Origin of the sequence: Chryseobacterium artocarpi, from assembly GCF_001684975.1 — a bacterium.
GTDB classification, from domain to species: Bacteria; Bacteroidota; Bacteroidia; order Flavobacteriales; family Weeksellaceae; genus Chryseobacterium; species Chryseobacterium artocarpi.
Genome location: NZ_MAYH01000012.1, coordinates 728,760 through 742,276 on the forward strand (window position 1 = coordinate 728,760; position 13,517 = coordinate 742,276).

A 13,517-nucleotide genomic window follows, 5' to 3' on the forward strand; every position below is an offset into this window, starting at 1 on the left:
CAGCCATAAGACATTCTAGGTACCTTTGCATTATACCATTGAGAAACGGATATGCAGGAAAAAAATAAACAGAAGAAAAATATAGTACTTTTAGTATTGCCGGAAGTTCAGTTATTGGATGTTGCCGGTCCCTGTGATGTTTTTACAGCTGCTAATTTCTTTAATACTTCTGGCTTCGGATATCAGGTTCATATGGTATCGGGTACTTCGGAAAAGACCATATATTCAAGCTCAGGAATGCCTTTAATTTGTAGTCATACAATTTATGATATTGATTTTCCCATTGATACTTTATTGGTAGCAGGAACAGAGCTTAAAGTATTAGAGAAGATTACTTCCGATCTTTATCATTATTTACAAAATATAATTACGAAAGTAAGACGAATTGGATCAGTCTGCGTTGGTGCATTTGTATTGGCAGAAGCAGGGATTTTAAAAGGAAAGCAGGTGACTACCCATTGGAAATATGCTGATATTTTACAGAAAAACTATCCGGACCTGAATGTAAATATCAATCCGTTTTTTATAAAAGATCAGCAAATATATACATCCGGAGGAGTTTCTTCCGGGATGGATCTTGCATTAGCATTACTGGAAGAAGACTTTGGAAAACCACTCGCTTCTGAAGTTGCCAAGCACCTTGTACTGCATTTAAAAAGACCTGGAGTACAAACACAATTCGGAAATGCTTTACCTGATTATGAAATGCTGTCTTCCTTTACAAAAGAAGTAAGAGACTGGCTTAAAGACAAACTTGAACAGCCCATCAACATAGAAAATATTGCTGAATCAATGAATATGAGCGTTCGGAATTTCTCAAGAGTATTTTTAAAAGAATCAGGAATGACACCTGGTAAGTTTCTGGAAAAAATGAGACTTGATCAGGCAAAGAATTTATTAGAATACACAGATATGAGTCTCGAACTTATTGCTGAAAAATGTGGCTTCGGAAGCATTGTCTCACTCCGAAGGCTATTCTTTAAATATCTATCCCTTTCTCCGGCACAATACCGTAAAAACAGTAAGAGTACAGAATAATTTCTTTTTACTTTTTTGAGTATCAAATAAGGTTGATGAGTATTTATCAGCATGCTATTCCTATGTCTTTATCTTAAAATATTAACCTATAAAAATAAAATTATGAAACAAGAACAAAATGACAAAACAATCAATATCGCATTTTTAATTTATGATCAGGTAGAAGTTCTAGATTTAAATGGTCCTTTAGATGTTTTTGTTAAAGCAAATGTAGTTCGTCCGGGAAGTTATAATTGCTATACTGTTGGACAATCTTCTGAAGCAGTATACACAGAAGCCAATACGATGAAAGTTACTCCAACTTATAATGTGAAAACGTCACCTAAACCGGATATGATAGTCATTCCGGGAGCCAATCCGGATCAAGTGATGAAATGTCTGAAAGATGATGATTTTCAGGAAACTGTAATGAGTTGGGTAAAGGAATGTTATCATGAAAACACTGTTGTTTTTACAATTTGCACAGGAAGTATGCATTTATCCGGAACAGGTATTTTGGACCATTATGAAATTACAACCCATTCAATGTTATTAGATGCTTTAGAAGAATATAATCCAAAAAGCAAAGTGAATAGAAATGTACGCTTTGTTGATCAGGAACGGCTGGTCACTACTGCCGGAATAACCGCGGGAATAGACGGTGCCCTTTATCTTGTTGGAAAACATTACGGGAATGAGCTGAAAGATACTATTATTGAGCTTTTTGAGTATCAGCAGAAAGTTGTTTAAATATTACATTTTCAAAAAAATAAAATGTATATGAAAAATTCGCAGACTGAAACCTGCGAATTTTTCTAAAGTAAATTATAAAACTCCACTTTCTAATATTGAAAATTTCTTATCAATGCAGTTAATCTCAGCTATTCTTCCATAAGGGATCGTGAAAGTAGGGCAGGTGTGACCAAAATCCATCCGAGTAATCACAGGAAGATCATATAAACCTTCTTCATCCAGAACTTTCAGTAGCTCGGCTTCATATTCTTCAGTATATAAATTATCATAAGGTCTTCCAAAAATAATTCCTTTGGCGTTTTTCAAGATTCCCATGGCGGCATAGTTTCTCAACCACCATCGTACATATTCAGGCTTCGGCTTATCTTCTGATGTTTCAAAAAAGAGAATAGAATCTTTCCATGTTTCCAGATCTGGCCAGTAATCAGTTCCTTTCAGCATTTCCAATACTTCCATACAACCCCCGATCAATTTTCCATGTACAATAGAATTACCTCTGATAAAGTGCCACTCCTTAGATGGAGTCAGTTTTCTTTTGATATCTTGTAATGAAATATCAAACCAATCAAGGAATTCAGTAGTCCAGCCTTCCTCATTAGGTTTAATCCGCCCAATAACGTCAGAGGAGAACAGTGTTTTTTTTATATCATTGATCTGATAATCATGCATTGCTCCGTTTTCTGCAAATCCTACCAATAGGGAAGTGCCATAAAAAGAGCTTAAACCAGCTTTAAGACAGATAAAATGAGTCACTGTACTATCGGAAAATCCTAGAAATATCTTAGGATTGTTTTTAATTACTTCCAAATCAATGTACTTTAACATTCGTACACTGTCGTCTCCGCCAATATTTGAAATAATAGCCTTTACAGAAGGATCCGAGAATGCTTCCATAAGATCATTTGCCCTTGCTTCCGGGTTGTTGTAGATCCATTCTGCCGATTGTAAGGCATGTTTTGTTTCAGTAACTTCCAGATTGAAAATTTGATTTAAACGTTCCTTTCCCTTCAAATATCGATGAGGTAAATCACCGGCAGCACCCCAGGACAGGGATATTGTTGCTATTTTATCACCACTGACTAATCTTTTTGGAGTAATTAATTTCATAAATATTAAGTAATATAAAAATGGAAAACTTTGATCTGAGATGACTTAACTGCTGAAAAGGTAAATCAATAATTGGCTCTTTCTGCCTATTTCTTTCAAAATTAGGACTTATTTGTAGTAAAAACAAAAAAAGAATTCTAAAAAAGGTCAGTAAACGAAAAATATTTTTATTCATTCTGATCCTTGTGAGCATTGATGCCAAAAGGGATTTTGTCCTCTAAAGATAGGTTTTGGCAGAAGTTTAAAATTTTAAGTGAAAAAAATAATATTCGTAAATTATTTATAAACAGATGTTTAATTATTTTGAAGAAAATTTTACGATAAAAAGCGTAAAAAAATTTGGAATTTAAGAGGGTTTTCCTATCTTTGCAGTCCCTTAAACAAAGGGATTTACTTAAAAAAGTAAGTGGCCGACTCGGTAGCTCAGCTGGTAGAGCAATACACTTTTAATGTATGGGTCCTGGGTTCGAATCCCAGCCGGGTCACAAGTAAAAAAACTATATTTCAGTAGTTATTTTTATCTCTCTTGAAAAAGAGATTTACTTTGAAAAATAAGTGACCGACTCGGTAGCTCAGCTGGTAGAGCAATACACTTTTAATGTATGGGTCCTGGGTTCGAATCCCAGCCGGGTCACAAATAAAAAACTGCATTTCAGTAGTTATTTTATCTCTCTTGAAAAAGAGATTTACTTTGGAAAATAAGTGACCGACTCGGTAGCTCAGCTGGTAGAGCAATACACTTTTAATGTATGGGTCCTGGGTTCGAATCCCAGCCGGGTCACAAATAAAAGAACGACTATTTCAGTCGTTCTTTTTGTTTTATTCAATATACTTCATTGTAATAGAGTTATCAGGATTTATCTTATTTATTACTTCCTCAAAACCTATTTTTTTGTACAAATAATAGGCTTTGCTGTTTTGAGGCGTTACTTCCAGGAAAATTTCAATACCATTAAATCTTTTATTCGCTTCATTAATGATAGAGTGAATAAGTCCTGAACCTATATTTTTCCCTTGATATTCTTTTTTAACATACATCTGATAAATATGACCAGTATTATTTTCATTTTTAACAAATACACAGATCCCAATAAGCTCCTCTTCTGAAAAAGCACCGAATACAAATCTTTCAAATGATTGCTGCTCTATATCGTTTTCTGTTCTGAATTTTTCAATTTTCAAAGCATCATGATAATTAGCACAAAATGATTCAGGAAATTCTGAAAGACTTTCTAAACGAATACTTCTGTAAAGTTTGCTTTCGTCAGGAAGGAGAGATCGATAGTTAATATTCATTGTTTATGATAAATTTCTTATAAACCTTTAGTAAAGGTACAAATATGCAGATTACTAAAACAATTGAACTGTAAATGTCAATTTTACTTTGAAGTCTTTACAAATTATCATAAATGAATACTCCATATTTAGTGAAATGGATGACGAAATTTTCAAAGTTGGAACAGAATTTTCAATTAACAAAATGAGAAATTACGTATATTTATGACAAGAAGAGCATTTAATAGAGATGAAATGATTGATTTTTTACTGTATTTCTTGAAATATATGTCTGTGTAGCCTGATAATATAGGAATAAGTAAAATTAAATTTGATAATTATTAAAAACAATAAAAAATATTTAAGATCGATAAAGGCAACAGTGATGTATACGTTTTGTATATATCTTTTGTTGCTTGTGGTATCTTGTAATCAAACATCTCAAAATAAAGAAAGAGATGAATTTGATATTTCCTTACTAAGTAAAAGTAATGAACTACAGCTTTCAGGGGAATATGAGGCTTTTATGAACCTCAATATGAGCTATCTGAAAAAAGCTGAAAAAATGAAGTATCAGGCGGGGAAAGGACTTTGCTATCTCAATATTGCAGGAGTAAATGTTTCATCAGGGAATTATGAAAAAGCATTGTTTTTCTTTAATAATGCAGAAAAAGAACTTAAAAATTCAGAGAATAACTATCATAAAGCAACATTTTATAATGATTACAGCCTTTATTTTAATCATTTGAAATTGTATAATAAGGCTATTGAATGTAATAATCGAGCATTTTACTATATTCATCGTACTCCGAATTCAAAGATAAAGGATAAATTAATTCCCAGAGTTTATATCAATAAAGGAATCTTTTTTGCCTTTAAAGGCTGGATGGGAACCTCATTAAAATCTTTTATTAAGGCTAATGAACTGGAAAATTCCGCGTATAGTAATTGTATGCTTGCTCAGTATTACCTGTTTACTCATCAATTACAACAAGCTGGAATATATGTTGGCAAGGCAGATGAAAAAATGCTTAGCCAAAAGACAAGTGACGTGGAATCATTGTGGGTTTATTTTACAATGGGGTATTACTATAATGAGATTAATAATAGTGCTGAAGCCGAAAAAAATCTCAAAAAAGCACTTGAAATTAATATAAAAACCAAAAGAACTTATTCAACCCATATTGCAGGTGTGTATAAATCACTGGCAGAACTTTATAAAAAAGAGAATGATGGTGGTAAAGCCTATTATTACCTTAAAAATTATATGGAGGAAGAGAATAAAATGGAAAGTGCCAGATTTGCAAGTATGAATAAAACAACAGATGATTTTATTTCAGAGATGAAAACGGAATCAGAATGGCAGAAAAGCTATTTACCCCTAATTATAGCCCTTTCTATATTTGTACTTACTGTTTCAGGTGTATATGCACAGAGACTTATAAAATTACTTCAAAAGAAGAAAACAAACCTGAAAATAGAAACTGAGAGGCTGAAAAGCACTGTTCATAATAAAATGCTGGAGGATGTTACCGAACTGGCAAAGAAAAATGATTCATCCTTTTTAATGAGGTTCAGGGAGTTGTATCCTGATTTTATTAATTCATTGCTGAAAATAAATCCTGACCTTGAAAATTCTGAACTGGCATTCTGTGCTATGCTGAAGCTTGGTTTTTCTTCTAAGGAAATTGCAGACTACACTTTTGTACAACATCGGTCTGTTCAGCAAAAGAAATATAGAATCAGGAAAAGATTAGAGATCTCAGGAGAAGAAGATATTTATGTTTTTTTTGATAATTTAGATAAATAGAATAAAGAAATATCTATGAATTTTTAATGAATTTGTAATATATTAAGTATAAATAGTTGAGTTATTAATTATAAATTACATTGATATTTAGTTTTAACGGAAAACCCCATGATACGTATTTTTCTTTTAGCTTTACTATTTCTTTTAGTCTCCTGCGGACAGGATTCTCAAGAATTTGAAAAGTCTTTCGATGTTCCTCTGATGGAAAAGAATGAGGAATTCCGAGTTTCAGGTGAATATGATTCTCTTGTAAGTCTTAATAAGAAATATTACGCAAAAGCAGATGAAATAGGATATGAAGAGGGTAAAGCGCTATGTTTTATTAATTTAGCAGTAGTGAACATCTCCCTGGAGAACTATGCAAAGTCTCATTTTTTCTTTAATGCTGCTAATAAAATCTTAGAAAATTCTAAAAATAATCTCCATAAAGCAATATTTTACAGCAATTATGCGAAATTTAACTATGAATTGAGGAAATATGATAAGTGTTTAGAATACAATAATAAAGCAATAGATTTTATTAAAAATGCTGGAGAAACTGATGCAAAACTGAAAAATAATATTCTTTTTAATATCTATCTTAAGCAGGGTGTTTTTTATAGTCAGAAAAAACAAAATGATAAAGCTCTCGAATATTTTCATAAAGCTAGAAAACTCAACAATTCAGGATATGCAGATTGTGCCATAAGCGATTACATATATATGCATAAAAATATGGATTCTGCTAAGAAGTATGTGACTATTGCCTATAATAAAGCGCTTGAAAGAGGAAAAGTAGATGGAATAGCACTTTATGCTAATACTATTATGGGTGAATATTATATTGCTGATAAACAATATGATAGAGCTGAATTGGCATTGAAGAAAGCACTGGAGATTGATAGTCATACGAAGCGTATTTATGCTTATTACACCAAATATATTTATAATGACTTGAGGACGGTATATGAAAATACTGGTGATAATGAACAAGCATATTATTATTTAAATGCTTATAATGAAGCAAATATCAAGAATAATACTGCTGCTTTAAAGACAATAAATCATGATATGGAATCTTTTATTGCGGAAACAGAAAAAGCAGCGGATAGTCATAAGAAGGATATACAATGGGTGATTCTGATATCTCTTGCTGTCTTTTTACTGTTGGTTTTATATTCATGGAGAATTATAAAGCTTTTAAGAGAGAGAAAAAATACACTTAGAACTGAATCTGAAAAGCTTAAAAGTAAGATGAATGATAAGAAGCAGGATGAGCTTATAGAGCTTGCCAGAAGTAATCACCCGGAGTTTTTGAACCTTTTTAAAGAAGCATATCCCGAATTTATCCAAAAACTTCTATATATCAATCCCGGGTTGGAAAATTCTGAACTGGCTTTTTGCGCTATGCTGAAACTCCATTTTACTTCTAAAGAGATTGCGAATTATACTCTTATTCAGCATAGAACTGTACAACAAAAGAAATACCGAATTAGGAAAAAACTCAATATCCCCACTGAAACGGATATTTACCAGTTTTTTGATGAGCTGGTTTAATTCAAAAAAAACTGCCTGATACATCATATCAGACAGTGTTTTCGAAATTTTTTTTTCGCCACCTGAATTTCTTTAGTGGTCTCATGTCAAATATGAAAATTTTTATCCAAAAGAAGAAAAAAAGCTATACTACACAAGTACTACATTTTGATTTTTTAAATGTAATTAATTGTTTTTCAATGTGTTTTATTTTTGATGGTTTTTTGAAAATTTTTCTACAACATGGTTGAATATTGATAAGATCCTTTACAATTTATTATTTAAGATCCAAAATTTTCTAATATTATTTCTACATACAACCCCTTTACTTTTTATATACAATTTTTTTGTACACTATTTTATATGCTATCATAGATACTCTTATTTATTAAAATATAATTGATTTAATGAGCTGTAAATCATTAGTTTATTTTCATGTTGTATATGTGTAGTAGGAGATTTTTTTCTTTTTAAAACTTTAAAATATAGATTTGTATAACGGTTTTGATCAGGATATGGTTTATTATTTTCGTTGTTATTGAGTATTTGATGAAAAATAGTAAACTAATTAAGATAATAAAGAAACAACACAAATGAATCTCCAAAATCAGGATCTAAAGGGGAGAAATAGATTTATTTTTTTAGAGGGAAAGTGACTGTCTCAAATTGAGGCAGTCTTTTTTATTAAGATAATCTATGTCCATTGAAAAATTCCAACATTGTGGAGAGTGCTATATCAGAATGCATCCTCTCTCCATTTTCAAGAGATTCTTTTATTGCTTTTCCAGCTCGTTTGTGCATTTTAATCTCATATTCGGAAATAGCTTCTTCTAACGTTTTGTAATGATAATCTGTTAAATGCTCACTTAATTCCAAAGCATCAAGCATTGCCATATTAGCCCCTTCACCAGCAAATGGAGGCATTACATGAGCTGCATCACCCATTAAGGTTATGTTGGGCTTTGTTTTCCAGCTTTGATCTAATGGCATAGCATAGATAGGGCGGGGAATGAAAGGAGTTGTAGCATTTTTAAAAAGTTCATGCCATATTTCATTCCAGTCCGAATATTCTGTTTTGAACCATTGAAAGATAGCTTTACTATCAGAGAAGTCTAGTCCGGAATTTATTGCCCAGTTTTCATCAGCTTTAAAACTAGCATAAAAGCCTAGATCTCCATTGCCTTTCTGCCCCATTAGTATATTTTGAGAGTTTCCGAAAGCCATTATTTTCCCCCCATTAATTAAAGTATTGATATTGGGAGCATATTCTTTTGAAACGATTCCTTCCAGCATAGTAATCCCTGAATATATTGGTTGGATCTCTGTGAGATAAGAACGTATTCTAGAACGAGCTCCATCTGCGGCAATCACAAGGTCTGCATAAGACGATGTTCCGTTTTTAAAATGAATCAGCCAACCTTCATTTTGTGATTCCATAGATATAAAATGGCTGTCCCAGACCACCGTTTCCGGTTGAAGAGATTCTAAAAGCATTTTTCTTAAAGGACCACGATCTATCTCCGGGCGGAAATGTTCTGCACCGAAATCTTCATCAGGTTTCGTTTCGTGATCACTGAACAGAATTTTAGCCTGTTTATCCATGATAAGAGTTTTATCTGCTCCGGGACGGAATGTTTTCTTGAATTCTTCTAATAACCCTGCTTTACGTAAGGCAGCCAGTCCTGAGTCTTCATGCATATCAAGAGGAGAGCCTTGAACACGTGCATGTTCATTGAAATCTCTTTCATATACTTTTACTTCTGCGTTTTTGAGCTGTAAGAGTCTTGCAAGGGTAAGCCCGGCAGGTCCTCCACCAATGATTGCTATTGATTTGTTGTTTATCAGCATTTTATTTAAATTTTACAGGACAAAATTACCTGCTTTTTAACACTGATAATAGTACAAATCGGTCGTTTTTATTTTTTGATAGTTCTTTTGGAGCTACGCCGGAAAATTTCTTTACTTCTTTGATAAAATGATTCTGGTCTGTATAATTCAGCTCAGGAAATAGTTTTCCTTGTGCAATATGTTCCAGTGAAGCTCTGAAACGTAAAATGGTACAATAAGCTTTTAGTGATAGCCCCAGTTGTTTTGTGAAATAGCGATTGATCTGTCTGCTGTTCCAGCCTGCACTTTCTGAAAGTTCTTTTACACTCATTTCGCCTTTTGAGGCATAAATAAGATCAAAAAGTTTTAATTTTCTTTCGTCTGTTTTTTCAGGGAGAAGGTCTTTTATTTTTTGTGTTGCTTTTAGACAGCATAATTCAAAGTTCTGTAAATCATCAACTTTAAAATTCCAAAAATCATATGAAAGTTCCTTGGCTTTATTTAAAACATCAGCAATAGTTGTATTTAAAATATATTCAACAGCAATAGGTTTAAAGCTGATAACAAAAGCGGACGTTTGGGGAGGAATTTGTCGTTGTTCCGGATAGGTTTCAAGCCCGACAAGGGTAACATGAAAAGGTTCGGAAGGTGAATGCATGAAAAATAAGTCAATCCGTCCATCGGGAATGATAACTACTTCCTTACATTGTTCAGAATCATTATGGAAGGTGCCAAGATTTTCCACAAAGTCTGCAATACTATGATCCGGTTCAATGAAGTGAAACTGAAAATCATCATCCATAACGAAAGAGAGTAATATTCTTTATAAATATTAAAAGTACAAAAATAGACCTAATCATTGATAGAATATTCTATAAATTAGTCAAGCTAAAAACAATATTCTAAGAACATTAATGAAAAAATCTATGTTCTTTTTGATTTTCCGTCCTTTCATCAAATAAAAGCAATTTAATATCAATCTCACTTTCAAAATTTTTGCCACGAATGAACGAATTTATTGTACATGAAGTATTAAAAACAGATCAAAAAAAATGTGAATTCGCGGCAATTAAAAAAACAATTTTATAGCAGATAAAATCCTCGTGTGTTAAGACAAAACCACCTAAAAAAAATAACTGATTTGTGTTTATTAGCATTACATTTTATGTACAAAATAAAAGCCCGGGTTGTAAAAAAACTCCCCAGGCTCTATCAAGATTAAAAATAAGTTTAAAAAGAATATCCCACAGAAACTGTTACATTTCTGGGAGCCCCTGGGAAGGCACGTGTATAATCGAATCCGCCCAGAAAATAGTATTTATCAAAAATATTATTGACGTTCACAGCCATTTTCATTTTTCCGATATGATAATAAACGGCAGCATTTACTGTGGTATAAGAGGGCCATTCTCCCCATAAGGCAGTTCCGTTACTGTCTTTCCCAATACTGTTATCCATACGTCTTGTATCTACATAATATACTCCGGCACCGAATCCTAGACCTTTTAAAGCTGAAGTGGAAAATACATATTTCAGCCACATACTTGCCATATTTTTTGGAGCTCCGGGTAATGCCTGTCCTACTTCAGAAGTGATAGAAGAGGATTTTACTTCCGTGTAATTGTATGTGTAATTTCCCATAATCTGGAACTCTTTGGTAAGCTGTCCTCGAATATCCAGTTCTACACCCTTTGATACTGCTTTTCCTGATTGTCTGTATACCGGAAAACCTGTTCTACTGATTTCACCCGTAGCAATCAGCATATTTTGGCGCTCAATCTGGAAAAGGGATAAATCCACTTGTAATTGATTCTTGAAAAATCCGGTTTTAAGACCGGTTTCAACTTGAAAACTACGTTCTGCTTTAAAAGGTTTTTCTGCTCCGTAATCCTGATAATTCTGGATAAAATTTGCGCCTACTGGAGCAAATCCCTGAGAGTAACTTGCGAAGTAATTGATCTGATCATTGATCCGATAAGTTAGCCCAATACGTGGCAGCCATGCATTCTGAGTCGCGCTAAAACGATCTTTACCGCTTACTGTTTCGGAATAATAATGTTCATGACGCAATCCGACTATCAGTTTTAATCTGTCGGCAAATGAGATTTGATCCTGTACATAAATTCCGGTTGTTTTATATGGGCTTAAAAAAGGATAATTTCCCTGTGGCAACCATACATAGTTACTCAGATCATGTGTGGTATAAGTAGGATTGTTAAGATCAAAGGTCAGAGGAACAATTTTTCCGTCTATCTTTTGTTGCCTTGCTTCACGTTGTTGATTATTACTGTCTCCTTCGTATTGAGCGTAATCTACTCCTGCTACAATATGGTTTTCTATTTTATGACCGGTAAGATCCCATTTTAGGTATACTACAGAATTATCCGTATAATCTTTTCCGTGACGGTCGAAGAAACGCATATTCATGATGGTATTCTTGGGAGCATCGGCGTAACTGTTCAGTGTTCTGTGTTCATTGACATCTTCCTGATAGATTGACTTCATATAGCTTGCATTCAAAGAAAGATTGTGCGTCAGGCGTTGGCTCAATCGAGCACTAAATGACAAGGTTTTGGTATTATAAAAATCTGATGGCTGGCTTAAGGTAAAAGAGCGGTCTAATGCATAAAAATCATTGTTCCTCAAACCCATTCCACGGTCCAGATATCCATGAAACTGATCATATACAAGATCAATATCAACCTGAGTTCCATCAAAAGGTTTGAAGGTAAATGAAGGAGCAATCATAAAGTTTTTTTGCTGATTGACGTTTCGGAAGGTATTACTGTCTTCATATCCAGCATTTAAACGATAAAGGATTTTCTTTTCTTTATCCAGAGGTCCTGTGAGATCAATATTTGTACGGATGGTCTGGAAGCTCCCGACAGAGAAGTTAATGGAACCTTTTTGCTTGTCTAAAGGCTTTTTAGTCACCATATTAATTGTTCCTCCTGGTGTAACATCTCCAAATAATGAGGCTCCTGGACCTTTTAAAACAGAAACACTTTCCAGATTGATCGTTAAGGGTGAACGATAGTAACTGTTTCCATAGCTGTAACCTGAACGTAATCCGTTGACAAGGCGTATTCCTGTTTCATAGCCACTTTTGAAACCTCTGATAATAAGGTCATCATAAGAAGATGCTGTAGTCACTCCGGCAAGATCCTGTGCGACTTCACGGGTTGTGTAAGCCTGTTTGTCTTCCATAAATTCACTACTGACAATAGAAACGGATTGTGGCAGGTCTTTAAGATTACCGGAAAACTTTCCGCCTAATTCCAGATTATTGGTTAAATAAGAATTATTTCTGCGGGCCGTGATCAGAACTTCCTGAAGGTTGGTCTGGTGTTCAGCTAAGCGAATGATAATTCCGTTTTTATCATTATAGGAAAGGGAATCCAGCGTAATATCTGAACTGGAATATCCTTTTGCATCCACTGTTAATTGTGCCGGATACTGAAAAAGAGCTTCAAACTGAAATTGCCCGTCCTTACTTGCTATGATAGAATTTCCGTGATTAATGGAAACGGTGGCATTGGAAATTATTTTACCTTCCTGATTCAGAATTTTTCCGAAAATAGGATGAGTTTCCTGTGCTGATAAGGCAAAAGGAAGTAAGAGCATTATACCGTTGATGTATAATACTTTTTTGGTTATGTGCTTCATTGTATCTTCTACGCTTTGTATTGTTTATTGTTCTGCCGGAATGATAAGTTCCATATGCAGGGTTGGATATGTGCCTTCATAGCAGGATTTCAAAAGCTTAAATTCCTGTTTTAACCAATAATCATAGGCTCCCTGAAGAAAGGGATGAGTGTGAAGGTATAGTCGTTTTATATTTTTCTGTCGAGCTGTTTTTAATAATTCCTGAAAGAGCCGGGTAGCTATTCCGGTTCTTCTGTATTCTGGGTTGACGAATAATCTTGCCACTTCCACGGTCGTTTTTTCATCAATATCAAGGTGAGGGAAACGGTAGTCAAAAGGCATCATTCCGATAACGCCAATCAATGTATCATCTGTTGTTCGAGCCTGTAAAAAAGCACCGGTAGGAGCGTGGATGTAGTTTTGTTCAAAATTTACCAGATCTTTTGGAACGATCAAAGGATCGAGTAGAGGGTATAGCTGGCGTCTGAATTCCATCACATAAGGAAGAACTTCAAAAACGTGATAGTCTTCTACCATAGAAATCGTTATTTCTTCGTTGTTTTTCATA

The 13,517-nt window shown here is 33.8% G+C and carries 10 protein-coding genes and 3 tRNA genes; 7 read left to right on the forward strand and 6 right to left on the reverse strand.

Annotated elements, in window-relative coordinates:
- Window positions 1-51 precede the first annotated feature (51 nt).
- Together BBI01_RS07695 and BBI01_RS07700 are read left to right on the forward strand one after the other, a co-directional pair.
- The gene (locus BBI01_RS07695) at window positions 52-1,038 is read left to right on the forward strand and encodes a GlxA family transcriptional regulator (protein ID WP_065394084.1); all 987 of its coding nucleotides are present in this window, start codon (window positions 52-54) and stop codon (window positions 1,036-1,038) included.
- Between the two features lie 102 nt (window positions 1,039-1,140).
- Window positions 1,141-1,767, forward strand: coding sequence for a DJ-1/PfpI family protein (locus BBI01_RS07700; RefSeq protein ID WP_065394085.1), 627 nt, complete (start codon window positions 1,141-1,143; stop codon window positions 1,765-1,767).
- 75 nt (window positions 1,768-1,842) lie between these two features.
- Here BBI01_RS07700 and BBI01_RS07705 read toward each other — a convergent pair whose 3' ends face one another.
- Window positions 1,843-2,877 carry a S66 family peptidase gene (locus BBI01_RS07705; RefSeq protein WP_065394086.1) on the reverse strand — a complete coding sequence of 345 codons (1,035 nt, stop codon included), beginning with the start codon at window positions 2,875-2,877 and terminating at the stop codon, window positions 1,843-1,845.
- A gap of 412 nt (window positions 2,878-3,289) precedes the next feature.
- Between BBI01_RS07705 and BBI01_RS07710 the strand changes: the two genes are divergently transcribed.
- The 3 genes from BBI01_RS07710 to BBI01_RS07720 all read left to right on the forward strand — a co-directional run bounded on the left by BBI01_RS07710 (window position 3,290) and on the right by BBI01_RS07720 (window position 3,658).
- Window positions 3,290-3,362 (forward strand) — tRNA-Lys (locus BBI01_RS07710).
- A 76-nt stretch (window positions 3,363-3,438) separates the two neighbouring features.
- A tRNA-Lys gene (locus tag BBI01_RS07715) sits at window positions 3,439-3,511 on the forward strand.
- A 74-nt stretch (window positions 3,512-3,585) separates the two neighbouring features.
- Window positions 3,586-3,658, forward strand: a tRNA-Lys gene (locus BBI01_RS07720).
- A gap of 38 nt (window positions 3,659-3,696) precedes the next feature.
- Here BBI01_RS07720 and BBI01_RS07725 read toward each other — a convergent pair.
- The gene (locus BBI01_RS07725) at window positions 3,697-4,173 is read right to left on the reverse strand and encodes a GNAT family N-acetyltransferase (protein WP_065394087.1); all 477 of its coding nucleotides are present in this window, start codon (window positions 4,171-4,173) and stop codon (window positions 3,697-3,699) included.
- A 364-nt stretch (window positions 4,174-4,537) separates the two neighbouring features.
- Here BBI01_RS07725 and BBI01_RS22345 point away from each other — a divergent pair, with 364 nt between their 5' ends.
- Both BBI01_RS22345 and BBI01_RS22350 read left to right on the forward strand, forming a co-directional pair.
- Window positions 4,538-5,962: a tetratricopeptide repeat protein gene (locus BBI01_RS22345; protein ID WP_123862106.1), complete on the forward strand. Its 1,425-nt coding sequence runs from the start codon at window positions 4,538-4,540 to the stop codon at window positions 5,960-5,962.
- Between the two features lie 108 nt (window positions 5,963-6,070).
- Window positions 6,071-7,498 (forward strand): tetratricopeptide repeat protein, encoded by a 1,428-nt coding sequence (locus BBI01_RS22350; RefSeq protein ID WP_083190038.1) that lies wholly within the window; start codon window positions 6,071-6,073, stop codon window positions 7,496-7,498.
- A gap of 663 nt (window positions 7,499-8,161) precedes the next feature.
- Here BBI01_RS22350 and BBI01_RS07740 read toward each other — a convergent pair.
- The 4 genes from BBI01_RS07740 to BBI01_RS07755 all read right to left on the reverse strand — a co-directional run bounded on the left by BBI01_RS07740 (window position 8,162) and on the right by BBI01_RS07755 (window position 13,516).
- Window positions 8,162-9,325 carry an FAD-dependent oxidoreductase gene (locus tag BBI01_RS07740; protein WP_065394088.1) on the reverse strand — a complete coding sequence of 388 codons (1,164 nt, stop codon included), beginning with the start codon at window positions 9,323-9,325 and terminating at the stop codon, window positions 8,162-8,164.
- A 25-nt stretch (window positions 9,326-9,350) separates the two neighbouring features.
- On the reverse strand, window positions 9,351-10,106 hold the full coding sequence (locus BBI01_RS07745) for a helix-turn-helix domain-containing protein (protein WP_065394089.1): 756 nt from the start codon (window positions 10,104-10,106) through the stop codon (window positions 9,351-9,353).
- Between the two features lie 428 nt (window positions 10,107-10,534).
- On the reverse strand, window positions 10,535-12,970 hold the full coding sequence (locus BBI01_RS07750; RefSeq protein ID WP_065394090.1) for a TonB-dependent receptor: 2,436 nt from the start codon (window positions 12,968-12,970) through the stop codon (window positions 10,535-10,537).
- 24 nt (window positions 12,971-12,994) lie between these two features.
- Window positions 12,995-13,516, reverse strand: a complete 522-nt coding sequence (locus BBI01_RS07755; protein ID WP_065394091.1) for a GNAT family N-acetyltransferase — start codon at window positions 13,514-13,516, stop codon at window positions 12,995-12,997.
- Between the last annotated feature and the right edge of the window lies 1 nt (window position 13,517).

Bases quoted from the DNA above. Each gene is read 5' to 3' on its own strand.
- BBI01_RS07700 (WP_065394085.1), top strand. From the start codon at position 1,141: ATGAAACAAGAACAAAATGACAAAACAATCAATATCGCATTTTTAATT.
- BBI01_RS22350 (WP_083190038.1), top strand. From the start codon at position 6,071: ATGATACGTATTTTTCTTTTAGCTTTACTATTTCTTTTAGTCTCCTGC.
- BBI01_RS07755 (WP_065394091.1), bottom strand. From the start codon at position 13,516: ATGAAAAACAACGAAGAAATAACGATTTCTATGGTAGAAGACTATCAC.
- BBI01_RS07740 (WP_065394088.1), bottom strand. From the start codon at position 9,325: ATGCTGATAAACAACAAATCAATAGCAATCATTGGTGGAGGACCTGCC.
- BBI01_RS07725 (WP_065394087.1), bottom strand. From the start codon at position 4,173: ATGAATATTAACTATCGATCTCTCCTTCCTGACGAAAGCAAACTTTAC.
- BBI01_RS22345 (WP_123862106.1), top strand. From the start codon at position 4,538: ATGTATACGTTTTGTATATATCTTTTGTTGCTTGTGGTATCTTGTAAT.
- BBI01_RS07750 (WP_065394090.1), bottom strand. From the start codon at position 12,970: ATGAAGCACATAACCAAAAAAGTATTATACATCAACGGTATAATGCTC.
- BBI01_RS07705 (WP_065394086.1), bottom strand. From the start codon at position 2,877: ATGAAATTAATTACTCCAAAAAGATTAGTCAGTGGTGATAAAATAGCA.
- BBI01_RS07695 (WP_065394084.1), top strand. From the start codon at position 52: ATGCAGGAAAAAAATAAACAGAAGAAAAATATAGTACTTTTAGTATTG.
- BBI01_RS07745 (WP_065394089.1), bottom strand. From the start codon at position 10,106: ATGGATGATGATTTTCAGTTTCACTTCATTGAACCGGATCATAGTATT.